General features: G+C 60.5%; 23 protein-coding genes and 4 pseudogenes. 10 read left to right on the forward strand and 17 right to left on the reverse strand.

Annotated features, from left to right (window positions below):
* Positions 1–54: 54 nt before the first annotated feature.
* From IQ26_RS04295 to IQ26_RS04335, 9 genes and pseudogenes are all read left to right on the forward strand, one after another.
* On the forward strand, positions 55–552 hold the full coding sequence (locus IQ26_RS04295) for a DUF995 domain-containing protein (protein WP_145714488.1): 498 nt from the start codon (positions 55–57) through the stop codon (positions 550–552).
* 56 nt (positions 553–608) lie between these two features.
* Complete coding sequence (locus IQ26_RS04300; RefSeq protein ID WP_145714037.1) at positions 609–1745, forward strand: acyltransferase family protein; 1137 nt, start codon at positions 609–611, stop codon at positions 1743–1745.
* Positions 1746–2353: 608 nt separating this feature from the next.
* Positions 2354–2560 (forward strand): hypothetical protein, encoded by a 207-nt coding sequence (locus IQ26_RS04305; protein ID WP_240546990.1) that lies wholly within the window; start codon positions 2354–2356, stop codon positions 2558–2560.
* A gap of 343 nt (positions 2561–2903) precedes the next feature.
* Positions 2904–3928, forward strand: a pseudogene (locus tag IQ26_RS04310) (PQQ-dependent sugar dehydrogenase); the annotation flags it as partial.
* A 96-nt stretch (positions 3929–4024) separates the two neighbouring features.
* Positions 4025–4286, forward strand: a pseudogene (locus IQ26_RS04315) (IS110 family transposase); the annotation flags it as partial.
* A 196-nt stretch (positions 4287–4482) separates the two neighbouring features.
* Positions 4483–4731, forward strand: a pseudogene (locus IQ26_RS40255) (IS110 family RNA-guided transposase); the annotation flags it as partial.
* Between the two features lie 181 nt (positions 4732–4912).
* Complete coding sequence (locus tag IQ26_RS04325) at positions 4913–5899, forward strand: ABC transporter substrate-binding protein (RefSeq protein WP_407660218.1); 987 nt, start codon at positions 4913–4915, stop codon at positions 5897–5899.
* Positions 5900–5901: 2 nt separating this feature from the next.
* On the forward strand, positions 5902–8184 hold the full coding sequence (locus tag IQ26_RS04330) for an ABC transporter permease (RefSeq protein ID WP_145714045.1): 2283 nt from the start codon (positions 5902–5904) through the stop codon (positions 8182–8184).
* Complete coding sequence (locus tag IQ26_RS04335) at positions 8184–9260, forward strand: ABC transporter ATP-binding protein (RefSeq protein WP_145714048.1); 1077 nt, start codon at positions 8184–8186, stop codon at positions 9258–9260. The genes IQ26_RS04330 and IQ26_RS04335 overlap by 1 nt, the downstream gene beginning before the upstream one ends.
* On the opposite strand, the gene IQ26_RS04340 is transcribed toward IQ26_RS04335, so the two are convergent.
* The 6 genes from IQ26_RS04340 to IQ26_RS04375 form a co-directional block, all read right to left on the reverse strand.
* Positions 9250–10044, reverse strand: a complete 795-nt coding sequence (locus tag IQ26_RS04340) for an inositol monophosphatase family protein (protein ID WP_145714051.1) — start codon at positions 10042–10044, stop codon at positions 9250–9252. The two genes, IQ26_RS04335 and IQ26_RS04340, sit on opposite strands and share 11 nt — an antisense overlap.
* 156 nt (positions 10045–10200) lie before the next feature.
* Positions 10201–10773, reverse strand: a complete 573-nt coding sequence (locus tag IQ26_RS04345; protein WP_145714054.1) for a histidine phosphatase family protein — start codon at positions 10771–10773, stop codon at positions 10201–10203.
* A 450-nt stretch (positions 10774–11223) separates the two neighbouring features.
* Complete coding sequence (locus tag IQ26_RS04355; RefSeq protein ID WP_240546991.1) at positions 11224–11616, reverse strand: DUF982 domain-containing protein; 393 nt, start codon at positions 11614–11616, stop codon at positions 11224–11226.
* A 252-nt stretch (positions 11617–11868) separates the two neighbouring features.
* Positions 11869–12531, reverse strand: a complete 663-nt coding sequence (locus tag IQ26_RS41220) for a hypothetical protein (RefSeq protein WP_338101577.1) — start codon at positions 12529–12531, stop codon at positions 11869–11871.
* A 56-nt stretch (positions 12532–12587) separates the two neighbouring features.
* Positions 12588–12959: an ATP-dependent DNA ligase gene (locus IQ26_RS41225; RefSeq protein WP_338101578.1), complete on the reverse strand. Its 372-nt coding sequence runs from the start codon at positions 12957–12959 to the stop codon at positions 12588–12590.
* A 1024-nt stretch (positions 12960–13983) separates the two neighbouring features.
* Positions 13984–14340, reverse strand: coding sequence for a sunset domain-containing protein (locus IQ26_RS04375; RefSeq protein ID WP_145714061.1), 357 nt, complete (start codon positions 14338–14340; stop codon positions 13984–13986).
* Between IQ26_RS04375 and IQ26_RS04380 the strand changes: the two genes are divergently transcribed.
* Positions 14323–14574 carry a hypothetical protein gene (locus IQ26_RS04380; RefSeq protein WP_145714064.1) on the forward strand — a complete coding sequence of 84 codons (252 nt, stop codon included), beginning with the start codon at positions 14323–14325 and terminating at the stop codon, positions 14572–14574. The genes IQ26_RS04375 and IQ26_RS04380 overlap by 18 nt on opposite strands.
* Positions 14575–14640: 66 nt before the next feature.
* Here IQ26_RS04380 and IQ26_RS04385 read toward each other — a convergent pair whose 3' ends face one another.
* From IQ26_RS04385 to IQ26_RS04430, 11 genes and pseudogenes are all read right to left on the reverse strand, one after another.
* Positions 14641–14802 carry a hypothetical protein gene (locus IQ26_RS04385; RefSeq protein ID WP_322791106.1) on the reverse strand — a complete coding sequence of 54 codons (162 nt, stop codon included), beginning with the start codon at positions 14800–14802 and terminating at the stop codon, positions 14641–14643.
* A gap of 114 nt (positions 14803–14916) precedes the next feature.
* The gene (locus tag IQ26_RS04390; protein WP_145714071.1) at positions 14917–15213 is read right to left on the reverse strand and encodes a DUF1236 domain-containing protein; all 297 of its coding nucleotides are present in this window, start codon (positions 15211–15213) and stop codon (positions 14917–14919) included.
* Between the two features lie 426 nt (positions 15214–15639).
* Complete coding sequence (locus tag IQ26_RS39415; protein ID WP_162457859.1) at positions 15640–15960, reverse strand: hypothetical protein; 321 nt, start codon at positions 15958–15960, stop codon at positions 15640–15642.
* A 49-nt stretch (positions 15961–16009) separates the two neighbouring features.
* Positions 16010–16198: pseudogene (locus IQ26_RS40265) on the reverse strand (DUF2269 family protein); the annotation flags it as partial.
* Positions 16199–16340: 142 nt separating this feature from the next.
* The gene (locus IQ26_RS04400) at positions 16341–16946 is read right to left on the reverse strand and encodes a histidine phosphatase family protein (protein WP_145714075.1); all 606 of its coding nucleotides are present in this window, start codon (positions 16944–16946) and stop codon (positions 16341–16343) included.
* Between the two features lie 19 nt (positions 16947–16965).
* Positions 16966–18063 carry an ABC transporter ATP-binding protein gene (locus tag IQ26_RS04405; protein ID WP_240546992.1) on the reverse strand — a complete coding sequence of 366 codons (1098 nt, stop codon included), beginning with the start codon at positions 18061–18063 and terminating at the stop codon, positions 16966–16968.
* 16 nt (positions 18064–18079) lie between these two features.
* A complete protein-coding gene (locus IQ26_RS04410; RefSeq protein ID WP_145714079.1) occupies positions 18080–19789 on the reverse strand; it encodes an ABC transporter permease in 1710 nt (569 codons plus the stop codon).
* A gap of 176 nt (positions 19790–19965) precedes the next feature.
* Positions 19966–21285, reverse strand: a complete 1320-nt coding sequence (locus tag IQ26_RS04415) for an ABC transporter substrate-binding protein (protein ID WP_145714082.1) — start codon at positions 21283–21285, stop codon at positions 19966–19968.
* A gap of 172 nt (positions 21286–21457) precedes the next feature.
* Positions 21458–22810, reverse strand: a complete 1353-nt coding sequence (locus IQ26_RS04420; RefSeq protein WP_208760101.1) for a sigma-54-dependent transcriptional regulator — start codon at positions 22808–22810, stop codon at positions 21458–21460.
* Positions 22807–24741, reverse strand: a complete 1935-nt coding sequence (locus IQ26_RS04425) for an ATP-binding protein (protein ID WP_145714085.1) — start codon at positions 24739–24741, stop codon at positions 22807–22809. The genes IQ26_RS04420 and IQ26_RS04425 overlap by 4 nt, the downstream gene beginning before the upstream one ends.
* Positions 24729–26093, reverse strand: coding sequence for an ABC transporter substrate-binding protein (locus IQ26_RS04430; RefSeq protein WP_145714088.1), 1365 nt, complete (start codon positions 26091–26093; stop codon positions 24729–24731). Before IQ26_RS04430 ends, IQ26_RS04425 begins: the two co-directional genes overlap by 13 nt.
* Positions 26094–26170 lie beyond the last annotated feature (77 nt).

Consider the following 26170-nt stretch of genomic DNA (forward strand, 5'->3'; position numbering starts at 1 on the left):
CGTGAATACCCGCCCGATGCTGAACTCTATCCATGGAGAGGAACATCACCAATGATGAAGAAAACGCATTATGTAGTAGTCAGCCTCGCTCTCGCCGGCGGTATAGCGCTAGGTGCCGCTGAGGCCAGCGCTGAGCAATACGCGAAATCGCAGCGCGGCACCCCATTGACCACTGACGAGCTATTCCAACTTTATCAGGGCCGCTCATGGATTTGGAAAGACGGAGCAGGCCACTTTTCACCACGGCAGCGTCGGTTTACCGCCACGACTGGCAAAGGGACTTCTTATGGTGAGGGACGCTGGTTTCTTATTGATCCCGGAAAGCTCTGCTTCCGAGCTACGTGGACTTCGAAGGATGGTAGTACTCCGGCGCTTTCATGCTTCAGCCATCGGAAGCAGGGCGCGAACGTCTACCAAAAAAGTAAGAAGGGGAAGTGGTACCTCTTCAAACATGCCCAACTGAAAAAAGAAGACGAGTACGCAAAGGTGCGGCGCGGCGACTACGTCGCCAACCGTTTGGAAAAGACCAAGGCTCGGCTGGCCAACCGGTGATCGGCCAGCCACTTGCCGCTGGTTCCTCACTAACATTTTTCCTGGAGAGATAAAGGATGGCAGCGTTAGGCGACGAGGGCGGCAGGCGCGCTCAGATCGATGGGCTTCGCGTTCTTGCCATGGTCGGCGTGCTCTATGTGCACTATTGGAACGAACGCCCAACTTTGGAGTTCGTGAGAGTATCCTTGTTCTTTGTGGTTAGCGGCTTCCTGATCAGCCATATCTTGCTTTCCTCTAAAGACTCTCTATCCAAAATTAGCATCATTAACTTTTATATTCGTCGGTCTCTCAGGCTGCTTCCGTCGCTATTTTTAGTTTTGCTCATCGCGGTTTTGTTCAATATGGACGGTATACGATCGAGCGTTAAATGGCACGTGCTCCAAGGATCGAATCTCTATTTTATGAACACAGAAGGATGGAAACCATGGATTGTAGCTCATCTATGGAGTCTTAATGTCGTTGAGCAATTCTACATACTTTCACCTATAATCATAATGTTCTTCAGCAGAAGATCGATATTCCTAATTTATGCAGGCGTATTTGCTCTCTCTATTGTTCTCCGCGTTCATTGTGTGGATCTAGGAATCAGTCCCTGGGCAAAAATTGTCCTCTTTGTATTCGATCCTTTAGCCGCAGGAGCCATTCTGGCGTTGGTAAAAGAGAACAGGGACGTACAAGCCGTCCTAACAAGCAGACTAAGCAATTTGGTTTCAATTGCGATCATATTTTCGCCATTTGTTGTTGGTCATAATTTTGGTCAGTCAGAAAGCTACAGGATATTAAGCATATATGCGTTATCATCCGTCGTTCTGAGTGCATACGTCGGATATGGTGGGGTCGTAGCGCTTGTGTTGGCCAACCCAGTTGCGCGTTTCCTTAGTCGCGTTAGTTACAGCACCTATATATATCACATGGCGATCTGGTGGCTTATTGCAGAAAACTGGCCAACACTTTACCACAAGGGTCCGATTACCTTCTTTGCCATGAGCACTAGCACAATCATTGTCGCTACCTTGTCGTGGCATCTGGTCGAAAAGCATTTCGATGCCCTTAAGGTTTTTTTTCCGGTGGCGAAAACGCTCCATAACCCTGCGGGGGATACAGTATCGGATCGGCCCCGGAATCTCCCCGTGAAAAGTCAGACGGCAAGTCCAAAAGACGGCTCTATTTCTTACGCGCGATCTGGTTGGTGAGGTCGGTAACGGTGCAGCGCAGACGCCGATTTCCTCCGCAACCTAAGAGCGCGTGGTGCTTCCGTGAGCGAAAGGCTTTGCCAAGCTTCAACGGGATATTCCGTTTGACCCTCAAACACCGACAGATGCGCCCATCCACCCGATGACGCGGCGAGGGCCAACGGCGGTGGCCACCTCGACCTCGACCGCTTTTGCGGAAAAATCCTCCGGGATAACGACATCGCCTCAACCGGGCTGTCTGCGATGACGAGCCGCGCCTGCGGGCTGCGCGGCTCTCCGCCGGTTCGCCAAAGAGCAGTCGCCGTGGGTGGTGGGATCTGCCCGGATCATGATGCATGGGTCGGAAGATAGAAACGTCGATCGGGCCACGTTGTTCGACTTCGTCCGCTTCCCGGCGTCAGGCCTAGCGGGCCGGTGACGCCCGAAAACATGCGCACCACAGCCGCAAAATGGCGAGGACCTCAGCGCTCATTACGCTGCCTCGCTTTCGGTTGCGGCCTCGGAACTTGGCCAGCTGGACCGCCCCGGCCCTGCGTCAGGGAACGAACTGCTACGTTATGGGTTAGCACTTCATGATATACGCCCTGAAACACGACGGACGCGGAACGATGGCCAACCTTCTGAACTTGGAGCTGGCTAAGGCCAGGCAGCGCGTTAAGCGAGCGGAGCTCGTCCTCAAGCGCTCGAAAGAAATGCTGGATGAAGACTGCGGAGTCGGAATCAATATCGCGCTGTGCAGCAGGATAAGGTCTGCGAAACGTCGAGTTGTCGACGCCAGAGCGCGCCTGACGAAGATCGATTTCACCCAGCGATGAAGGACTTCGCACGGATTGAAACCATCCGGGCCGTCAAAGCCTTCCGATCTGCCGCTGCCCAATGTGGAGCAAGGGACAAACGGCGCGGCATTCCGCAGGGCTTGCCCCTCTGACCACTGCTGGCACACGCCATGCACACCGAAGCCGCGGCTCGGTATCGCTAAGGCGCGGCGGATCTGATGGCCCGTCTGGCCGGCGCCTTTCTTACTCGCTCCGATCTTCGCCGTCTTTTCTGGCGATTGGAATGGTCGTTAGCCTGGGGCCGGACCGACTTTGACGATTGCACCGAAGAACGAAAGTGAGATCTGCGCAGCTACATCGCTTCCTGCGCTGATGAAGGCCCCCCGCATTCCATGATGAAGGTTTTAGCCTTAAAAAGGTCTTCATGGACCTGGCCATGAAGCGTGCCGGCGCCGCGACCCCAAGCGCAAACCGCATCACGCTCGTGCGTGACACCAATGGCGACGGCGTTGCGGATGTGCGCAGGACGTTCGCGGAAGGTCTCAATTCACCCTTCGGTATGACGCTGTCTAAAGGCAAGCTCTACGTCGCGAATACCGACGCGCTCGTCGCTTTACCCTACTCGAATGGCCAGACCCGAGTCATCACACCGCCGGAAAAGATCATCGACTTGCCGGCCGGAGACCTCAACCATCATTGGACCAAGGACGTGATCGCAAGTCCGGATGGGCGCAAGCTCTACGTCACGTCGGCTCCAACAGTAACGTTGGAGAAAACGGTATGGCCGCGGAGAAGAACCGCGCCGCCGTCCTTGAAGTGGATTTGTCTAGCCGCCGCACGCGGGTCTTCGCTTCGGGGCTGCGCAACCCGAACGGGCTCTCCTGGAACCCTGAAACTGGCGAGCTTTGGGTTGCCGTCAACGAGCGTGACGAGATCGGCGACGATCTCGTGCCGGATTACATGACCTCGGTTCGTGACGGCGCTTTCTACGGCTGGCCCTACAGCTACTACGGACAGAACGTCGACAAACGCGTCAAGCCGCAGCGCCCCGATCTCGTGGCGCGCGCGGTCAAGCCCGATTATGCGCTAGGCTCACATACCGCCTCGCTGGGACTGACCTTCTCCAAAGGCGCGCCGCTCGGTCCGGCCTACGGCAACGGCGCGTTCGTTGGCCAGCACGGCTCGTGGAACAGAAGCGTGCACAGCGGTTACAAAGTGATCTTCGTGCCGTTCCGTGGTGGTGAACCGAGCGGTCCGCCTAAGGATGTGCTCACAGGCTTTATCGGGCGCAATGGCGAGGCGATGGGCCGTCCGGTCGGCGTTGCGATCGATCAAGCCGGCGCACTGCTCGTTGCCGACGATGTCGGTAATGTCATCTGGCGGGTGAGCCGTGCAAATCGCCATTAAGCGCCTCAAGCCCGTTATACGGACGCCGCGTCTCCGCGCGCAAAAAACCTGTGCCGTTTCTAATGCCAGCTTTTCAGATTGGTAGCAGCCGTATCCATGAAAGAGACGGCAATATCGATCCGGCAGGACGGCAAGAGGATTTGGCGGGGCAAGTGCGCGTCCGACCCGCAACTGCTCGCGGCGGTGATCCGCAAGCGCGCACCGTATGCCCGGCGGTTCGAGACGGGGCCACTGTCGGTGTGGTTTTACTATGTGCTGACAGCAGAGGGGCTGCCGGTGATCTGCATCGACGCGCGGCAAGGCCGCGCTTGATATGGCCGCGAACAAGACCGATGCGAACGATGCCGATGGCCCTGCCGCTCGATCGATGCAAGAACATGACGTAATCGCGGGAGCGGTGGCCACCTAAGATGTGGCGGCGATGTTCGAACATCTAGCCGGCTGGCTGTCCCCCGATAGGATGAAGAACGGGCTCACGATCGACACCAGGCCCAGGCATCGAACGGAGGTGGCATGAAAGAGGTCGCGCTCTCGGAAGAACGGACCGCTGAAAGATGCTGATGGCGATGGAGGGTCAGTCGCACTTCCTGCCTTGCAGCGTACCGCATTGGGGTTTCGAGGCTCTCAATAACGGAGGAAGTGGGACCGTGTCTTACGATTATCCTATCGGCGTGGATTACCACAAATCCTATAGCCATCTCGTCGTTCAGGACGGCGGCGGGCGAACACTGCGCTCGGGCCGGGTGAAGAATGACCGGCATTCGATCGCGGCGTTGCTGGACCGCTACAAGGACAACTCTCATGGTTGCGGGAGGATATAGGGACAGCCCTGTTCAGCCGCTACCGACTCGATTTGCAAATCGGCATAAAAGCTCCCAATCTGGTTGCCGCCGCAGCAAAGCTTGATATTTGTTAGACGGCGAAGCAACGGGAGGAAATTCGCACATGAAAAAGTCCTATGTCCGTCTGGCGGCAACGGCTGCAATGCTCGTGGGTGCCGCCACCTCGGCTTACGCCGACAGCCTCACCCTCTATTGCGCCGCCGACGAGGCCTGGTGCCAGCAGATCAAGACCACCTTCGAGGAAAAGACCGGCATCACCGTCGACATGACCCGCAAGAGCTCCGGCGAGACATATGCCCAGTTGCGCGCCGAAGCCGGAAACCCGAAGGGCGACGTCTGGTGGGGCGGCACCGGCGATCCCCATCTCCAGGCTGCCGAGGAAGGACTGACCGAGGAATATACGTCCCCGATGCGCGGCGAACTGCACGACTGGGCGATCAAGCAGGCGGAAGCCGCCAACAACAAGACGATCGGCGTGTATTCCGGTGCGCTCGGCTTCGGCTACAACAAGGATCTGTTGGCCAAGAGCAACCTGCCGGAGCCGAAATGCTGGGCCGACCTGACCAAGCCGGAATACAAGGGCCACATCCAGATAGCCAACCCGAACTCATCGGGCACCGCCTATACGATGCTCGCCACGATGGTTCAGCTGATGGGCGAAGACAAGGGTTTTGAATACCTGAAGGCGCTCCACGCCAACATCAACCAGTACACCAAGTCCGGCTCCGCTCCGATTAAGGCCGCCGGTCTCGGCGAAACGACCATCGGCATCGTCTTCATGCACGACGCGGTGGCGCAGACGGCAGCCGGCTTCCCGATCGTCACGGTGGCGCCTTGCGAAGGCACCGGCTATGAGATCGGCTCGATGTCGCTGATCAAGGGCGCCCGCAACCCGGACGCAGCAAAGCAGTTCTACGACTGGGCGCTGACCGCCGAGATGCAGTCGAAGGCGAAGGACGTGAAGTCGTTCCAGCTGCCTTCGAACAAGAACGCCACCGCGTCCGAACTGTCGCCCGACCTGTCGACCATCAAGCTCATCGACTACGACTTCAAGAAGTATGGATCGAGCGACGAGCGCAAGCGCCTGCTGCAGAAGTGGGATACGGAGGTCTCGACCCTGCCGCAGTAATCATGCGCGTCCGCACTGCCACCAGCGCGCTTCACCCGACCGTCGTCCTGTGGACGGCGGTCGGCTTGGTCGGCTATGCGCTGCTGCCGTGGTACGGGCTGGACGGCAACTTCTTCACCTTGTCCTGGCTGTTGGACGGCTATCCGCTTGACGACGACGTCGCGCCGGCGCTTTTCCTTGTGCTGCAAGGCGAGAAACTCTGGCTCGCACCCCTCGGCCCGCTGCTTCTCGCGCCGCTTCTGCTATGGGGGCGGCGGAAATCCGGTCCCTTCTTCGGGTATTTGCTGATCGCCGTCGGCGCGACCGGCTTCGCCTACTTCCTGCTTCAAGGCTTCGGCATCGGTCTGCGCGGCTTCCAGTGGCAATGGCTGACCTCGCTTTTCGGCGAGCTTGACGACCGCCAGTTCGGCATGGGCTGGGGAGCGCTGCTGGTAAGCGGCGCGTTCCTGTTCCTGTTCACCCTCGGGCTTGCGGCGCGCGGCGCGGTGGCCGGCGACGAATTCGTCGTCGGCTCGATCGGCTTCGTCGTCGCTGTGGTCGCCATCTTCATCTTCATGCCAATCGGTCAAATGCTGGGGAGCGCGCTGCTCACACAGGAGGGCGACTATTCGCTTCCCGTCTTTCTCGCGAAACTCTTCAGCGGCCGGCTCTGGGGTCTCGGCTGCCTCTCCGGCGGTCCGCGCTGCGGCGTCGCCTGGAACTCGCTCTTTCTCGCCATCCTCGTCGGCGTGATGACCACCGCGCTCGGCCTTGTCTTTGCCCTGGTGGTGACTCGTACCGGCTTTCGCTACGGCGCGCTGTTGCGCGCGCTGACCGTGCTGCCGATCATCACACCACCCTTCGTCATCGGCCTCGCCATCATTCTTCTGTTCGGCCTCTCGGGCGCCATCAATCAGGGTTTCGCCGAGCTCATCGGTGTCCAACCGACGCGATGGGTCTATGGCCTGCCCGGCCTGCTGATCGCGCAGGTGCTCGCCTTCACCCCGATCGCTTTTCTGGTGATGATCGGAGTGGTCGAGGGCGTCAGCCCGTCCATGGAGGAGGCCGCCCAGACCCTGCGCGCCAATCGCTGGCAGACCTTCATCACCGTCTCTTTGCCTTTGATGCGACCGGGTCTGGCCAACGCCTTTCTGCTCGGCTTTATCGAGAGCATGGCCGACTTCGGCAATCCGCTGGTGCTCGGCGGCAATTTCGATGTGCTGTCGACCGAGATTTTCTTCGCCATCGTCGGCGCACAGTACGACCAGGCACAGGCAGCGATCCTCGCCATAGTGCTCCTGTTCTTTACGCTCGGGGCTTTCTACGCCCAGCGATTCTGGCTCGGCAAGAAGTCCTACACGACCGTCTCCGGCAAGGGCGACGCCGGCGTCCACCCGCATCTGCCGACGACTTTCCGCAACCTCGTCTTCGCGGTGGCCGCCGTCTGGACGCTGTTCACCTTGCTGATCTACGTGACGATCTTCTATGGCAGCTTCGTCAAGCTGTGGGGCGTCGATTTCTCGCTGACCTTCGACCACTACGTGAAATCCTTCGCCGTCGGCTGGAACCAGTTCGGCATCCACTGGCGGGGTGCGGCCTGGAGCTCGTTCTGGACGACCATGGAAATTGCGTTGATCTCCGCGCCGCTGACCGCAGCCATCGGACTGCTGACCGCCTACTTGCTGGTGCGCCAGAATTTTGCCGGCAAAGACACCTTCGAGTTCGCAACGATGCTGTCCTTCGCCATTCCCGGCACTGTCATCGGCGTGTCCTATGTGATCGCGTTCAACGTGCCGCCGATCGAGCTCACCGGCACCGGCATCATCCTGGTGCTCTCCTTCATCTTCCGCAACATGCCGGTCGGGGTCCGCGCCGGTGTCGCGTCGATGTCGCAGATCGACCGCAGCCTTGACGAGTCCTCGCTGACTCTTGGGGCTAACTCCTGGCAGACCTTCCGCAAGGTGGTGCTGCCGCTGCTGCGGCCGGCGATCCTCGCCGCGCTGGTTTATTCCTTCGTTCGCGCCATGACCGCCATCAGCGCCATCATCTTCCTGGTCAGCGCCCAGTACGACATGTCGACCAGCTACATTGTCGGCCGCGTCGAGAACAATGAATACGGCATCGCCATCGCCTATTCGGCCGTGCTGATCGGCGTCATGCTGGCGGTGATCGGACTGATGCAGCTTGCCGTTGGCAGCCGCATGATCGGCCGGCGCGGCCTCGAAGGCGATCTGGCGCAGTCGCGCACCAATGTCAGCCAGGCGGCCGTGGCGCGTCCACAACCGGCGATCTCGGGAGGTGGATGATGGCCGAAATTCGCAGCAATGCCGCCTCAGTCGAGTTCAGGAACGTCACCAAGATCTACGGCAAGAGCAAGACGCCCGCCGTCAACGGCATCTCGCTGTTCATCGAGGCAGGGAAGCTGGTCACCCTCCTTGGCCCGTCCGGCTGCGGCAAGACGACCACCTTGCGCATGATCGCCGGACTGGAAATGGTGACGAGCGGCCAGATCCTGATCGGTGGCGCCGACGTCACCCGGCTGCCGGCAACCGACCGCGATGTGTCGATGGTGTTTCAATCCTACGCGCTTTTCCCGCACATGACCGTGACCCAGAACGTCGAATACGGCCTGGGCTTTTCCGGCTTCGCCAGGAAGGAGACGGTCGAGAGGGCCAGGGCCGGGCTTGAGCTGGTCGGACTCGCCAATTTCGGCGACCGCCTGCCGAGCCAGCTTTCAGGCGGACAGCAACAGCGTGTCGCGGTCGCGCGGGCGCTGGTCCTGGAGCCGCAGGTGCTGCTCTTCGACGAGCCCTTGTCGAACCTGGATGCCAAGTTGCGCCGCCGCGTACGCGAGGAAATCCGCGAGATTCAGCAGAAACTCGGCCTGACCGTCGTCTATGTCACCCACGACCAGGAGGAGGCACTCGCCGTCTCCGATCGCATCATCGTGATGAACAATGCGGTAATTGCTCAAGACGGCACGCCGCGCGACCTCTACGAGCAGCCCGCAAATGCTTTCGTGGCCGACTTCATCGGCGAAGCCAACATGTTCCAATGCGAGATCGTGTCGGTCGAAGGCGAACGCGCCACCGTGCATCTAGGCCCCGCCGTCCTGAAGCTGCCGGCTCGCGGCCGCAAGCCGGGGCCAGCCAAGCTTGCGGCGCGACCGTCCCGCCTCGAGATTGGCGAACCGGATGCTCCCGGCACTTTGCCCGGCACGCTTGAAAAAGTGACCTATGTCGGCAGCCACCTCGAATTCGTGGTCGCCACGGAATTCGGCGAAGTCTTCGTGATCTCGCCGGATGTCGATACGGCGTTTCAAGCTGGGCAGCCGGTGAGCATCGGCTTTCCCGAACGCGGACCCGTGCTGATCACAGACTGAATGCCTGTTTGCAAAGTGCGTGGACCTTGTCGAACACGCCTTTACCGCCCGCGATGACCAATGTTCCTTCCTCCAGGACCGTTTTCGGGTCGGGCGTGACGACCAATCCGCCAGCCTCTTCGACCAGAAGCATGCCGGCGAGGCAGTCCCAAGCGTTCATATGCTCCTCGACATAGGCAAGCAGCCTGCCCGAGGCGACATAGGCAAGCATCAGCGCACCGGACGCATTGCGGAAAAACACGCCGCCCTCCTGAAGCAGGAGATCGATCAGGTTGGCGATGTTGCGAGCCTCACGACGATTGGAGAAGCCGGTTCCGACCGAGCCTTGCGTCAGGCTCGTCGTCGGGCTTGTCTTGATGGCCCGGTTGTTGAGGAAGGCTCCGCCGCCGCGCCGGCCATAAAAAGTCTCGCCGGTGGACGGTTCATGGATAACGCCCACGACCGTCACACCGTCCTTGACGCAGGCGATGACGACGGTCCAGGCCGGGATGCCGCGCAGGAAGTTGGCAGTGCCGTCGATCGGATCTATCACCCATGTGTAACCCGATCCGCCCACAAGCGCGGCGTGTTCCTCTCCGATAACGCCGTCTTCTGGATATTGCGCCGCAAGCTCCTGGCGGATGAACGTCTCGACATTCCGGTCGGCCTCGGAGACCAGGTCCTGATGACCCTTGCTCTCGATCGTGAGTGTCTCCAGTTGTCGGAAATACTGCATGCCGAGTTCACCGCCGCGCTGCGCCAACGCAGTTGCAAACAGCATCCGATCGTTATTGTCACCGGCCATGGGCATCCGCTCAATGTTTTTGGGTAAAGGAACAATCCACCCCTCGCATTTGCGACACGTAGCAGTCGTTCAGGCGCAATGGAAACGCTTTGGTCAAAGCAGGTGGCGACCGCCCGACGCCTGTCCGCATTATTGCGCAGTCTGGGAGAGGTTGAATCAATCCTCGTCGATGGATCTCCACTCGTGGATGATCTGGCAGCTTTGCAGGTCGAAAGCGAAGAAATGTCCCTGGGAAGGTTGGTCACGACTGCGCGAAATCGGAGCATCCAGTAGCTTGCAGAGCAGGAGTGTGCCGACACCGCCATGTGCGATGAAAGCAAGGTCGCCGGCGCGATGGCTCCCAAGAATGCGAAATACGGCCCCTACCACGCGTTCTTGGGCATCGACCGCACGCTCCCAGCCGCGAACACTCTCATGTGGATTAGCAAAGAAGGCGTCGGCAACTCGTTCGAAATCGACGGGTGGAAGGAAGCCTGTTGCGGAGCGGTCATTCTCGCCAAGGTGCTCATCTACTTGGACAGGCACGCCAAATCCTGCGGCCAGCAGGCCAGCCGCTTCAATTGCCTTGGCCTCAGAGCTCGACCAGATGGACGTCAGGCCGGACAGGACCGCACTCCCCGCGAAAGTCCTCATCCGGGCGACACCACGGTCCGAAAGACGCCAGGCAGGGACTGGCTGGGCGGGATCAACGGTGACTTCCGGGTGAGTGATAAAGAATGCCGTCGGCATGCCTTTGCGCTCCGATAATATCCTTCCGAAGGCCTAACAGAGCTGGTCAAGCGCAGGAAGTGACTCAGCAACCCACATCACATTGCACCGGCGTACCTTCTCACAGCCTCAATGGACATCAGAAACAGGGACGTTTGTATCGCGCTGCCATCAGGCGCCGTTGGCGCTGCCGGCGACCTCATGCAGCGCCCCAAGGGCCATCCCTTTTCCCGGCAGCACCTGTTCGGTTTCAGGGACGCCAAAGGGTAGGACCTGACGACCTGATATTTTGCGACGACTGTGGCGAATTCCTGGGGACAGCAATCGGCTCAATCGATCCGCCTGAGACGGCCCTTTTCAAGACGGAATATCCGACCTCTCCGCCCTGCTTCTCGAAGCCGGTAAGCAGATCGTCCCCTATGCATGAGGGCGAGGCGCTTGCCAGGGCCATCATCGAGACCGTCGAGCGGCTCACACGTCGCTGAAACTCAGCAAGGACCGATGTCGGATACGGCTATGATCGCCACGAAGATGCTGACGCGCAGCTTCAGCCAGGGCCGGCCCATTTTTAGAGGAGCGTAGCAACCCCTCCTCCTCGGCAGCGGCCTCAAAGGCCCTCCTTACGTCGTCGGGCGTGCGCTCGCCTTTAATGAGACCCATGCAGGCCTCGACGGCCTCCATCCACTTAGGTCCCCGCTTGGTCCACTTCATGAGTTCCGCAGCGGCACCCTCGACATTGGAACAGACGTAGGTGAGCCAAGGTCGGTCGGTTCCGATGTAGACTGGAGGGTGAAACCAATGGATACCCATGAGGGTGCCGCCGCCATTTCCGCCCGAGTTGAGAACGGTTGGACCGCCAGCCATGGCTGCCCCTCCTACCTCTGAATTATTCGTTGGCCGGCAAACGGGACGGGCAGCACTCGGTTCCGCCGCTGGGCTATGGTCCGACATGCGGTGAGACTGAAGTCCATGCGTCAAGGATAGAGGGCTGAGGGCCGGCAACCAGGACCTTACCAATGCATTGGTATTGGGCCGCCGAGAAAAGTCCCTTCATCGGTGGTTCACCGGGTGCCCGCTGCTGCCCCCGAAATCGGCGGGCACCCGGAAATGACTCCCTCAACAGCGGAGCGAACTGTGACCCTTATCCAAAGCAGACAGAACGTCGATGAGGTCGCAGGGCGACCCGCAAACGACAATCAAACTCCTAACCTGCCGGATTTCCCGGTGCTTGATCTCGTTTCGTCGGGCGACGAGGTCGTTGACATGATCAGGCGAGCAGAGCGCCTGGCTCTTGCCGTGATTATAGCAATGGCGATCTTTCTGATCTTTACACCGGTGGTCTTCATTGCGCTGGTGTAAGGGATCTGAGCTTAGTCCTCGTCCCAGAAATCCTGCAGCGATGCGTGGCGCAGGTCTTCTTCGCCCCTGAGATGCTTGATGCGGACCTTGATCCCCGGCTTTGACCCACTGTGTCGCCGGCCGTTTTGGCATGTCCTTCGGCGGCGGCCCGGCATGCTCCTGGACGCGCTTCCATAGTCGCTCGCGCATCTCGCGATTGATGCTCACGAAGGCGCTGCCGATATATTTTCGAGTGCCTGGCTTGCCTACGAGCGCGAATGCGGGCTTGCCTCTCTCGCGCTCGACACCAAGCAGTTCGTATTCGCCGACCGTGAAGCTCTTCGTCTTCAGCCAGTTCGTCGTCGGGCCGCTGCGGTACTTGCTGTCGCCTCGCTTCGATACCATGCCCTCGAGCCCTGCTTGCTCGATGAGGTAGAACACCGCATCGGAGGTGTCCGGCAGCGCTGCGCTGAATTGTATACGGCTGCCAGGTTCGGTCAGACCGGCAAGGATATCGCCGGTCCTCCAGCGCTATGTCGCGCACATCGTGGCCGTTCAAATAGAGGAGATCGAAGGCGACGAAATAGAGGTCGTTCTGACGGCGCGTGATGGCCTTGCGCGCCGAAGTCGGACGGGCCCGCTTCGTTCAAAACAATGACCTCGCCGTCGACGATGGCGCTTTCCAAACCCTCCAGCGACGCGGCAGCCACGGCGAGATCGCGATATTTGGCCGTCCAGTCCAGCCCGCGCCGGGTGAAGATGCGTACGCCGGCCTCGTCAATGATGATCTGGGAACGGTAGCCATCGAACTTGACCTCGTGGCTCCAGTCGCCGCCCGCGGGCGGCTTGGCCACCAGCTTGGGCTCCATCGGCGCAATGAACTCGAGCCGGCGGGTGCCGGTACTTACAATTTTACGCACAAATAAGAGTCTAGGCGGTCGGCTTATATTAGCCATAGTGAATGAAAGGTAATTTTTGGGGAGTGCGAGAGGTCGCTCGTCGGGCCGCTCAGCGCACCGGCCCCGGCCGCAAGAGAAGCCCGCCACCTTGCGAGTGGCGGGCCGACCGCGAGACCAGGAGAGTGTTTGTCAAAGCCTCCACGGCCGATGCGACACTCCGTTTGGGTTTACTCAGCGACGAGCGACAAGCATGCATAGCTGCCGCAGGTCACGGTCATAGGTGCCTTCGCTGCTGAGCACATCGACACAGCGCTTCTTCATGCGCGTCAGTTGACTGCTGGACAACTGCGCGACCGCGCTCGGCACGCTGGGAGTGCTCGGCGTCCCGGCTGTTGCAAGAGCCCCCAACGTTCCACGAGCGCCCGGTGTACCGGGAAGGCTTGCGGCTCCAACGCCGACACCGGCACCCACGCCGACACCTCCCGTTCGCGCCACATTGGCTTCCACATCCGCGGTAATGCCGCCGGAACCGCCCACATTTGCGCCAGCGCCGGCAGTGACACCGCTGGTCCCACCGACACTGGCACCCAGACCAGCGGCGACACCACCACTGCCGCCCACCTTAGCCGTTGCACCAGCGATAATGCGCTTGCGGCCATCCGATCGAGGCGCCAAGACCGGCGTTTACGCCGCCACTGCCGCCAACCGATGCGCCGGCGCCGACGCTAATGCCGCCTGCCGGAGGGTAAAGACAGAGATAAAATAAGTGCACCACCGGCTAAGGCTGTGGCGAAACTCTTAACGACATTTGCCATGACACTCTCCTTTGGTAGTTACTTCAGCAGCAGTTCAAAGCCTGCTACTTAACGACAACGAACTCAGAGAGTTTTTGAATTGCTACCCGGAATTCTGTCTGCCATCGTGACTTACGGATAGCAAAAAATTCCCAATCAATTTTTACGAGTGAACACAACGTGATTCCTGGCCGAGACCTTCACACCTTCGCCTTGCGCCAGCCCGCCCACCAGGCCTCCCACTGCGAGCAGAACCAGCGCTCGCCTCGAGCCGGATCAATGCGCGTAGCCAGATAATACTCCTGGCCTGGCACGTGAAAGATGTGCTCGCCACTCTCGTTGATGTTCCCCTTGATGTCGCAGCCTGACTTATGAAAGGCAGCGTTGCCGGTCGACGAACGGTGAACGCGCGGCAGTTCGTGCCGCTCATCAACAGCGACGTAGGCTGCGGAAGAAATTGCAAGTAATCCCAGAACCGTCAAAAGCCGGCTGCGGAGAAGCGAACGCCACCAGGGCCTTCGTCTCCAAGTCCTCCCTGCATGAACGATCTTGCCCATTGCCCTTCCCCGAAGGAAGAATGCTTCCATTGCGGACGCGAGTCAAAAGCTGGGCTGGCGGCTGCGCGGCAACGAATTCTGTTTGCCGGCGTTGCCATTGTTGCGAAGCTCACCAGAATACCGACCGCCCGGCAGAACAACATCACGCCGGAGCAGGTGCGCGAGCTGATCCGCAATCACGGCAGCGATCGGGCAACCCTGACAGAGGCCGCGAAGGCTTTGCCGGCACGCTGACCAAGACCTTGGGCCGCCCGCAGGGCAGCCCGCATCTGCCGCGCTTCCGGCATCATGGCGAGGCGGTTAATCCAGTGTCTCGGCGACGAAGGATGCCGCAATCAGATCGTCGGCTTCGATTCTGCCCTTGGCGCCCTCCATGACGGCCGCGACCTTTCGAAAGGTGTTCAGTTCGCCCTCGGAAATCCTGGCGTCGCGCATCCTCTTGTTGAGGTCAGTCACGCGCATTCGGAGCGCCTGGGACGCTCCAATCTCACGGTTCGACATGGTGATCACATTCCTCCTTGCTTGGCCACCCGCCGCACCTTTCGGCACGGCGGGCTGTCCTCCCAGTCGCTTAGGTCATTCGATGATTTTGATGATCTTGCGCGTGCCCGGATCAACGACAACGGTCCGGTCGTCGACAACCACGTAACTGTATTTGGTATCGGGGACTTCATGAAGCTCGACCGTATCGGGCAGCGCCGAGCCGATATTGAGCTCTAGCCCAGGGACTTTCACCGATGCGAGCGGCTGCTTCTTCACATATTCCCTGATAACCGTCTCCTGCTCAGGCTCGATGATCACGTCCTGTGCGGTAGCGGCGCCGATACCTGCCAGCAACAGAAATCCCGCGGCGAAAGTTGACTGTATTCTCACAATTGCCTCCTTCCGTTGCGCTGAACGGTATTATCTTCGCGCCAGCCCACCCAACCTCAGCCGCCCGCAAATGTTCCCTGATGGGGCTTCGGTCTTCTCAAAGGGTAGGACCTTAGTCTGACCTTGCTGTCGCAAAGGACGAAGATGGGGCGCAGCCCGGAACCGTGACTGCTCGTAGTCGTTGCTCGCCATGTGCTCATGGGAGGAGCCCATGGAAAATAGCGTCCATCAAGCCCGCTGGTTACTCGCTCCGGTCTTCACTGTCTCTATTGTGTTTCTGGCGATTGGAATGGCCATTAGCTAGGCCCACCAAATAGTTGAGATCTGCGCAGCTACGTCCCTTCCTGCGCTGATAAGGGGACCACCCGCCATTCCTCGATTTGGCGGGTGGTCCGCAGATGAAGGCCTGTCAGCGGTTCCACCACCTCACATCATATCTTCAGCAACTCCGTCGAATTCCTTGAGACCGACGCTTGGCGGCTTCTGTTTGTGAAGTCCCTGTTCAGTTGCGGCCGCCTCGAAGGCGGCGAACGCAGCGTGGTGCGTGCGTGCAATGTCCCGCCAGGCATTGGGAGGAATACGGGTGCTGAGAATAGAGTTCGATATTCGTGTTTGCACCTGTTTCGGCAAGCCTGGGCGATCGCGATTAGTCAGTTCCGTTTTCGAAGCAGTATATTGCCTGAAAAGCGAGAAATGGCGGGCGCGCAATGCCCCACTCGCGCTGGCTGCCGCTGATGTGATAGTCATCGCTCATCCCGGCAGCGGCACGCGGCTTGTCTTCACCAGTCGATGGCCGGCGCGCGATCATCAGCCAGAAAATTCCCAGTAACGTAGCGAAGGCGGGGAAGCCGAAGGCGAACCACAGCCAGAAGAGCCGATGATAGCGCGGCGGCTACGGCGCGCCTGCAGCGGCGGCTTGAGATGACAGCTTGCGCATCTCCATTTGCATCCAGACGACCGGGAGCCAGAACATTCCGGTTAAGATCGCCGGCCTGATGAAATACAGCCGGGCAAACCATTTTTCCTGCACCGTTGCCGGATTGAGCGTGAGGAAGCCCGCCAGCCTGCCGGGAGCAGCCAATGTGCGGCGGCCCGAATCCTCTTGTTGGAACGCGCCGGCGAACGTGTCAGTCGGCGGCCAGGTAGTCCGGCAGGAACGGGCCGATGTTGTAGCCTTCGAGTTTGGCGGCCGATGCTTCGGCCGAAGCGAAGCTGAGGATGGTCGCCGTTCCCGGAGTCACGGGTACGGCGTTTGCGGGTGGCAGGTCGAGAAACTCGTGGCACGCAGCGCGCACCACGCCTTCATGAACCACGGCGAGCACGTCTCCGGCCGCCCATGTCAGCCAGTCTTTCAGTCCCGCCGCCACGCGTGCCCTGAACGCGCTCCAGGCCTCGCCCTTGATCGGCGTATAGGCGCCTGCCCGCCACGCGAGATATTCGCAGGTGTGGTCGGCGAGAAGTTCCGATCTGGTACGTCCAGTCCACACGCCCATATCGATTTCACGCAGCCTCCTGTCCGAGGGGGCCGTGGCGCAACCGATCAATGCGGCAGTTTGCCGGGCCCGACCGAGATCCGAGGACACCACTGCCACCGGCATGAGCGCCCTCGCATATGGCGCGAAGTTGAGGGCCTGCTGGACGCCGTGCTCGGAGAGATCGGAGTCGTCATGCCCCTGAAGGCGCTGCTCGGCGTTCCATAGCGTTTGACCGTGACGCATCAATATCAGCCGCACCGGTCAGCTCCCCTCGCGTTCACGCCGCCAGCCAGAGAGCAGATGCCGGCTGCAATCCGACGTCGGCTGCAGTGCCCGTTTCAAGCAATGACGCGCCGGAATGGAACGGCTGGTCGACCAGCACCTCCGACGAGCCAATCTTGACTCCGTAACGGACGGTGGCTCCGAGAAACTCTCGATGCACGATGGTCCCAGGCAAGCGGACCGCGCCTTCGGCCGCTTTGCCGAGCGTGGCATATTGCGGCCGGAAAACCAGCTTGCCATTCGCCGGAACGCCTGCACCTTCCGGTATCGGCACGACGCCACCACCCTCCACCTCGAACGTCTTCGCGGCCCCGGCGCCACCAATTTTTCCATTCAGGATGTTGGCTGTGCCGAGGAAATTGGCGACGAACAGATTGGTTGGCTTTTCATACAGCTCCATCGGTGTTCCGACCTGCTGTATCTGACCGTCGTTGAAGACCGCTATGCGGTCGCAGATTGTGTTGGCCTCTTCCTGGTCGTGAGTGACAAAAATCGTGGTCAGGTGAAGCCGCTGCTGGAGATCGCGCAATTCGCGGCGTACCTGGACCCGCATCTTGGCATCCAGGTTGGAAAGGGGTTCGTCGAGAAGCAGGACTTTCGGCTCGATTGCGATGGTGCGCGCAACGGCGACGCGCTGCTGCTGGCCGCCGGAAAGCTGCGCAGGCCGGCGATCGGCGAGATGCCGCAACCCGACGAGATCGAGCGCCGCGTTGACATCGCGGTCTATCTCGGCGCGCGGCAGCCGCCGTTCCTCAAGGCCGAACGCAACATTCTTCCTGACCGTGAGATGCGGCCACAAAGCATAGGACTGGAACACCATGCCGATATCGCGTTTCCACGGCGGCGTGCCGAGTACGTCCTTTCCCGCGATCATCACCTGGCCGTTGCGAGCCGTGTTGAAGCCGGCAATCAGCCTCAGCAGTGTGGTCTTGCCACAACCCGATGGACCGAGAAAGGCGAAGAATTCGCCTGGCCGGATGTCGAGGTTGACGTTCTTCAGCACGTGAAGATCGCCGTAAAACAGATCGACGTCGCGGATGTTGATTTCCTTGGCCGAGCCGGCAAGGCCGGTTCCAGTGACCATTGCATCCATTGTTTTCTCCCTTGGCTTACTTGGCCATTCCGTTTGCCTTCTGGCGCCGTTCGATCACGTAGTGGGACAGAAGGGTGCAGAGCGCCACCATGACGACGGCGATGACACCGAGCGCGGCACCTGGGCCGCGGCCGGCGGGCGATTGCATGAAGACGTAAAGCCCGTAGGCGATCGGCGCGTCCGAATTGCTCTGGATCAACATCAGCGTCGCCGACAATTCCACCGCCGCGGTGGAGAAGCTGGTAACGAAACCGGCGAGCAGGCCCCCCATCATCAGCGGCAGCACGATCCGCCTGACGGTATGGAATTTGGTGGCGCCGAGATTTTCCGCGGCCTCCTCAAGCGATTCCGAAATCTGCTGGAGAGCCGCGTAACATGCACGTAGCGCATAAGGCAGACGACGGATCGCAAGCGCGAGGACCACCATGACCCAGAGCGCCGCCAGTGGCGTGCCATCGGGCAACGTGACGCCGTAGAAGGTGCGGAGATAACCGATGCCAAGCACGACGCCGGGGATGGCGAGCGCCGAAGTTGCGGCCCAGTCGAGCCAGCGGCGGCCGACGATCCTGGTCCGAAGCACGAGATAGGCGATGGCACCGCCGACGGCCACGTCGATCAGCCCAGCAAGCGATGCATAGATCAGCGTGTTCTTGATGTAGAGCGAGCTCTCCCCGAAGACGCGGCCGTAATGCGCCACGGTGAATGCGTCCGGCAATGGGCTGAACGACCAGACCGTGGCGAAGGAGAGAAGCAGCAGGCCGATATGCGGCGACAGCACCAGAAGCAGGATGAGCATGACGACGCCATAGGCAACGACGCTTTCTCCGGTTCCGAGCTGGCGTCGCGACAGGCCGCCACCGCCGCGCTGAACGGTCGAATAGTCCTTGCCGCGCATGGCGATCGCCGACACCCACATGGCAAAGATCGACACCGCGATCAGGATGACCGAAATGACATATCCCATCGGATCGGTGAGGCCGACGGAGGTGACGCGTAGATAGGCTTGCGGCGCCAGCATGTCCTTGACGTTGAGCAGCAGCGGCGTGGCGAGGTCATCGAAGACTTTCACGAAGACCAGCGAGGCTCCGGCAAGATAGCCAGGCATGGCGAGCGGAAAGACGATGCGCCTGAACAGGCGAAATCCGGACGCGCCAAGATTCTGGGCGGCCTCTTCCATCGAACGGTCTATATTGCGCAGGCTGGTCGACAGATTGATCAGGATGAATGGGAAATAGTGCAGCGATTGCACGAAGATGACGCCGTTCAGGCCGTCCATGAAAGGCAGTTTGAAGCCGAACCGGTCATTGAGCAGCAGGTTCACCGTGCCGTTGCGGCCGAACAGCAACTGCATCGCCACAGCACCGACGAAGGGCGGCATGATCAGCGGCACGAAACCCAGCGTCTGTATGACGATGGCGCCGCGAAATTCGAAACGCGTGGTGAGCACGGCAAGCGGCAGCGCGAGCACCGTGGCCCAGACCACAGACATGCCTGAAACGTACACCGAGTTCCAGAACGAGCGGACGAACAGGTCGGTGCCGAAGAAATCGAAGAAATTGACGAAGGTAAACGTCCCGGTGCCTTTGTCCGTGAATGCCGTGTAGATGACCGTGCCTGCCGGAACGATGAGGAACACGCCCAGGAACAGTGCGATCACCAGCACTGCCGCCGTTTGTCCTGGTCTCGAGGAGACGCGCTGCGAGGGGCTGGAAAGGGCATAAGCCATGCTGACTCCCGATGAAAGTTGCCGCTCGGCGACCGCGCTGCCACGCGTTCCGACCTCGCTGTGAAATGTTCAAGGCAGTCGCCCGGCGATGCCGCGAATGAAGATTGTGCCGCCGCGGTGACGCTGCCCGGTAACCGGGCAGCCTTCGAGTGGCGTTATGCAGATTGCAGGCGCCGCTACTGGGTGAGCGCCAGCGCCTCTTCAGCCTTGGCCTTGGCAGCAGCGTATTTTTCAGTCGCAAAGGCTGCCCACTGCTGTTCGAGTTCGGCCTGACGAGCCGTCTTCTGATCGCCGCCGGTGAAGGCGTCGCCGATCCCGGCGCTCGCCGCCTGCTCGGCGCTGATCGGCATTGCAGCAATCATGGCGCGTGCCTCGTCGAGCAGGGTGCGCGCCTGGGCATTCTCGCCAGACGCCAGGGCGACTTCGGTATCGTGAATAGCCCTCGTCGCGGCTTTCAGATTGTCGAGCTGAAAAGTGACGAGTTGATCGTAGAGCGTATCGACAACGTCGGTGCGCTTCTTCGAGACGTCGGCATCGAAGGAGATCATCGACTGAAAGCGGGCATCCTTGAACGGGTTCGGGAACCCCTCCGGCGCCATTGCATAAAGTGCCGGATTGATCGGCAACCGGCGGATCGAAGGCTCCAGAAGCACCGTTTGTCCCGGCTCCGAAAGCAGATAGTTGATGAACGCCTCGGCACCCTCCCGGTTCGGCGCGTTGGCGATGATCGCGACGTTGGCCGGGACCACCGTCGTCACCGACGGATAGGCGAAGCCGATCGGAAAGCCGCTGGCTTGGGCCGAAAATGCAAAGAAGTCGATGACGACGCCGATGCCGGTCTGCCCCGAATTAACCGCATCCGGAACGCCAAAGGAGCGTTCGGTCACCTGCTGCAGATTACCGCCCATCGCCTTCAGCGTGCCCCAACCCTTGTCCCAGCCTTCACCCTGCAGAATCGTCTCGATGGTCAGGTGCGTCGTGCCCGAGCGCGACGGCGCCGCAATCGCGATGTGGTCGAAATATTCGGGCTTCGTCAAATCGCTCCATTCGGCCGGTTTCGCCAGGCCGTTGGCCTCGAGATAGCGTTCGTTCCACATGATGCCATATCCCGAAGCGGCGAAACCGAAATAGAACCCGTCCGGATCGTTGACATTGTAGGAACCGACCTTGTCGGGCAATCCGGTGACCGCTGGTGTGAATTTCGCCAGCAGGTTCTTACCCTTCAAACTGTCGAAGGCATCGGGCGCCGACGCCCAGAACAAATCGACCTGGTTGTTGGCTTTGATCTCGTCGAGATATTTGACACCCGAGCTGGTGCTTTTGTTCTGCACATCCATGGTGAAGCCGGGATTGGAAGCCTCAAAGCCAGCCTTCAAGGGATCCGTCACATCCTTGGAAAACGAGGTGACCACCGTCACCTTTCCGCCACCCTGCGCGTAGGCGTTCATCAGTCCGGCAGCCGAAACCAGCACTGCCGCGGCAATGGTCTTGAGCATGTCTTCTCCTCCGTTGGGCCGCGCCCTTTGATGCGGCGGCTCGCTGAAGGAGGACTGCAACTGCCGTGCCAATTAAAAAAGCCCGCAAACGCAGGTTTTCCGGCAAGTGATGGGTCGTCAGGGTAACATCGCTGGTGATCCGGTTGGGAAAGAACGGTAACAGCCCGGGCACTTATTCTGCCGCAGTATCCATTCTGGCGGCGATGTCGAATTTGCGCATTTTCAGATAAAGCGTCTTGCGCGAGATGCCCAGGGCATCCGCGGTGGCGCCGATTTTGCCGTCGTGGGCGGAGAGTGCGTCGAGGATGACCAGGCGTTCGTGGCAATCGAGCTGGGCTTCCAGGGTATCGGTCCGAGCCACCGGGACGCGCGCACCGGTGCCATCTGCGGGATCTTCCTCCAGTCCAAGCACGAAACGCTCCGCAACATTACGCAATTCGCGCACATTGCCGGGCCAGGAACGGGCCGCGAGCTCCGTCAGCCTTCCCCCGTCGACTTTCGGTGCGACCCAGCCCTGACGCTTCGCGGCGAGGTCGAGAAAATGATGGAACAGCAACGCGACGTCGCCCTTGCGGTCACGCAGCGGTGGGATTTCAATGCGCGCGATGTCGAGGCGGTAGGCAAGATCTTCGCGGAATTTGCCATCGGCGGCCAGCTTGTGAAGATTGTGCTTGGTGGCCGAGATGACGCGCATGTCGACCGGCAGTTCCTTGTTGGAGCCGAGCCGCTCGATGGTGCGCTCCTGGAGCACCCTCAAGAGCCGCACCTGTGCGGCGAGCGGCATGGACTCGATTTCGTCCAGGAACAGCGTGCCACCATGTGCATACTCGATTTTGCCGATGCGACGTTCGCGGGCGCCGGTGAAGGCGCCCGGCTCATGACCGAAAAGCTCGGACTCGAGCATGGCTTCTGGAATGGCGCCGCAATTGACGGCGACAAAGCGGCCGTTCGCATGGCTGCCGAAATCGTGAATGGCCCGCGCGGCGACCTCCTTGCCGGTCCCGGTCTCCCCAGTGATCAGCACGTCCGTTTTGGCGCCGGCGATGCGTGCCAGCGTGTTGCGCATGGCAACCATCGTCGGTGAATGACCGATCACCCGCGTCTCCCATCCGTCCGGCAGCGATGCCAGGCGAAGTCGTCGGTTTTCCAGGACGATGCGGCGGTGCTCGCGTGCGCGGCGAACCGATTCCACCAGATGGACCGGATCGGCGGGTTTTTCGATCAAATCCCAGGCCCCGGCCCGCATCGCCTGCAGCGCCATCGGTACATCGCCATGACCGGAGATCAAAATGACGGGTATGTCTGCATCGATCCGCTTCGTCATGCTGACCAGATCGAAGCCGTCATGGTTCGGCATCCGCACATCTGAAACGATGATTGAAGCGCTGTCGGAACCGAGGCCGAAAAGTCCCTCCTCCACGCAGGCATGGGCGGCAACGGTCATCCCCTCCAGCTCAAGCGTCTGGCAATATGCCTCCAGCACCTCCGGATCGTCGTCGATCAGGATGACGTCTTGCATCTTCATCTGTGGGCCTCATCCAGCGAAACAAGAAACCGCGTACCGGTGGGACCAGTGTCCTTGACCGAGATCGTTCCGTTGAAATCCTTGATAATATTGTAGGAAATCGAGAGCCCCAGCCCAAGGCCCGAACCTGCGGACTTGGTGGTGAAGAAAGGGTCGAAGATGGAGTCGAGATCTCCCGGTGCGATACCGGGGCCTGAATCCCCGACCAAGAGAAATCCTTTCGTACCCTCCGCCCACGCCCGGATGCTCACCCGCCTGACTTCGCGCCCGGCCACCGCATCGAGGGCGTTGGCGATCAGATTGACCGCAACCTGTTCGAGCCGCACCGGCTCGGCCAACACTTGGAGTTTCGATTCCTTCGGCAGGGCCAGGTCAAGCTCGACTCCCTCCTCATCGAAACGATGGTCGAGCAGGCTCAGCGCGTCCTCGACGATAGCGCCCAGCTCGACCGGACCAAGATGCGAATCCGGCCGTCGGGCAAAACGCCTGAGATGGCTGATCTGCTCTCCCATGCGTGTCGCCAACGACTTGATCTTGTCGAGATTCCGAAAGGCCTGATCTTCCTGCCCACGCTCGATCAGCAGCATTCCATTGTGCGAATGCGATCTGATCGCGGCAAGCGGCTGATTGAGCTCGTGGCCGATGCCGGCCGCCATCTGGCCAAGTGCTGCCAGTTTTGCCGACTGGATGAGCTCGTCGCGAGTCTGCCGGAAAATGTTCAGGGCGCGGGCAAGATCGCCAAGTTCGTCGCGGCCGCCCGACGGGATCGCCGTGCCGGAGCGGCCGGCGCTGATATTGCCGGCGACGTTAGCAAGCAAGCGGATTCGCGCCAGGAGGTTTCGGTGCACATAGAAATATCCGATCACGATAGCCAGCGTGACCGCCAGTATTGCGATCGCCACAAGCAGCTTGCGGCCGGTGGCGATCGCTGTCTCCGCACGAGCGGAGGCTTCAGCAGCCCTTGCCTCGGTGGCAATGACTTCAGCCTCGATGCGGGCGCCAAGGTCCTGCACCAGCCTTCGGTTTTCCGCAGCCAGCGTCTCCAGCCTGCTGGCTTCAGCCATCTCCGAACGCTTGAGGTTTGGAATCCCGGTGTGGACATCCGACTGCTTGAGGACGCGCTCCGCCAACTGCCGGACCGTGATGCTGTCCGGCCAGTCGGAGAGGCTGCGAATGCGGATCGCAAGATCGTCAGCACTGTCTCCCAGGAAAGCATTTGTCTCCTGCAGGTCTTCAAGCGTGCCGATGTTCACCAGTCGGCCGATCAATCCCGTTGCCAGGTTCGCCTGCGATACAACTGTCAGCAGAGCCTCGCTTTTCCTTTGCTCCTCGAGCAAGACCCCTCTGTTGAAACCGGTCTGGTCAGCCTCTGTCTCCATGTTGAAGCGGACATCTTCGACGAGCGGATCGGCCTCCTCCAGCAGGTCGGCCTGAACCCATCGGAGTTCGTCAACAGCCGAGCGCATTTCTTCAACCAGGGTAAAACGCTTGCCGGCAGCCAGATCGATTTGTTCCAGATTGCGGTGGACTGCGTCGGCCAGCGGCAGCAGGAGATCATTGCCGACGCTGTTGCTGCCAGCCCCATCCAGCAGCATTTGCAGCGCTTCCAGGCGTTCGGAATAGGATCGCCGTATTTCGGTGTAGGCGCCACGTGTCTGCGCACCGGCAAGGCTCGCCATGACCGCGTTGATATCGGCTCCCGCCTTGGAAAGGCGTGTAGCAAAGGCAAGTTGCGGCATATGCGCTTGGGCAATCTGCGACAACTCCCCCGCCAGCCGGACATAGGACAGCCATCCGACAAGGCACGCACCGACCGCCAAGCCGACGATCACGACGAAGGCGGTGACGAGCCGCGCGCCAATGCCAAAACGCCATGTGCCCTCCGGCTCGGCTGCCCATTGTTTCGCCCCTGCCGGAATCACTGCCTCCATGGTTTGAAACCGGGCAGCGTATACTTGCTGGAGGCTTGGGACATAATCCTCTCGGCCTCGGCGAGATTATGCTCAATCGACGTGCGGACTGCGTCCATGAACGCCGCCTGTTGCGGAGGCAGAGGCAGGCCGGTCGGAACGTCGCTCAGGTCTGCAAGTTCGTTGTCGCCGGTCGCCTGTTCGCGCGGGACGGGCGGCCGGCCCAGATACTGCACCGCCTCGGCCAGTGCTCCTGACAGCTCGCTGCCCGGATCGTTGATCGCCGCCAGCTCGGCGGCCTGCCTCCACAGCCTTGCCAGGGCAGCGCGTTTTCGCACGATATATTCGTCGAACACCAAATTGACCAACTGGTAGCGGCGGGCGGAAAGGTTGGCGTCGAAGCGCATTCCACGCAGCAGCCCGGCGCCGGCATGAAGAGCAATGCTGTTCCGATCCGCTTTCGCAGCGAGCTTGGCAAGCACAGGGATACGATTGATTTCCGGCTTCAGCAAAAGCTCCTGGCCCTCTTGCGACAGGGCAAAATCCACGAAACGCTCGGCCGCGGCCACGTTGCGGCTGCGCGCGAGGATGGCGATGCTGGCCGGCACGAATACTGTGTCGGGCGGCAGCACGAATTTCGTGCTGTCGGGGGGGAAATTCGGCGCAGAACCCAGGAAATCGATCGTGATGCCGACGCCAAAACGGCGCTGCGCGACACCGGAGGCGACACCAAAACTGCGTGCCGTCACGGTCGAAACATTGCCACCGAGCTTTGACAGCAATGCCCAGCCGGCATCCCAGCCATATGTCTGCAGGATCGCTTCGACGATGAGATGGGTGGTGCCGGAGCGGGAAGGCGCGCTGATGCCGACATGGCCGGAATAGATCGGCAAGGTCAGGTCCGACCAGGTTCGGGGGACCGGCAGCCGGTTCTCCGCAAGATAGGCGGGATTGTAGACAAAGCCGTAGCTGGAAAGAGCAAAACCCAGATAGAAACCGTCCGGGTCATTCACGGGGTAGCCAGAAACCGTATCCGGCGCGCCTGTCGGCCGCGGCGCGGTTCGACGCAACTGGCCTTGCTGTTTCAACACCTCGAATGCGTCAGCCGCGGACGCCCAGAAAATATCCGCCGGAACATCTGGCTTTTCCCGGATGAAACGCACCGCGCTTGCTGTGTTGCGCTGGACGATGGTTAGTTGGATGTCCGGCTCCCTGGCCGAAAACGCCTTCTGAAACGGCTCGAAGAATGACGGCGGATAGGATGTGACGACGGTCAGGTTGCCTTTGTCGGCTTCCATCGCTGCCGCGGCACCGCACCACAGCAACAGTATCGCCAGCGCCCGCAGTTGCACCGACCACCAGCTGCCCCGCATTCTTATGCAAGCCGACTTTGATCCGCACACAATCCTTATCCATCTGTTCGGCACGCAGTGGAACAATTCCTAGTGAC

Origin of the sequence: Mesorhizobium tianshanense, from assembly GCF_007830515.1 — a bacterium.
Lineage (GTDB): Bacteria > Pseudomonadota > Alphaproteobacteria > Rhizobiales > Rhizobiaceae > Mesorhizobium > Mesorhizobium tianshanense.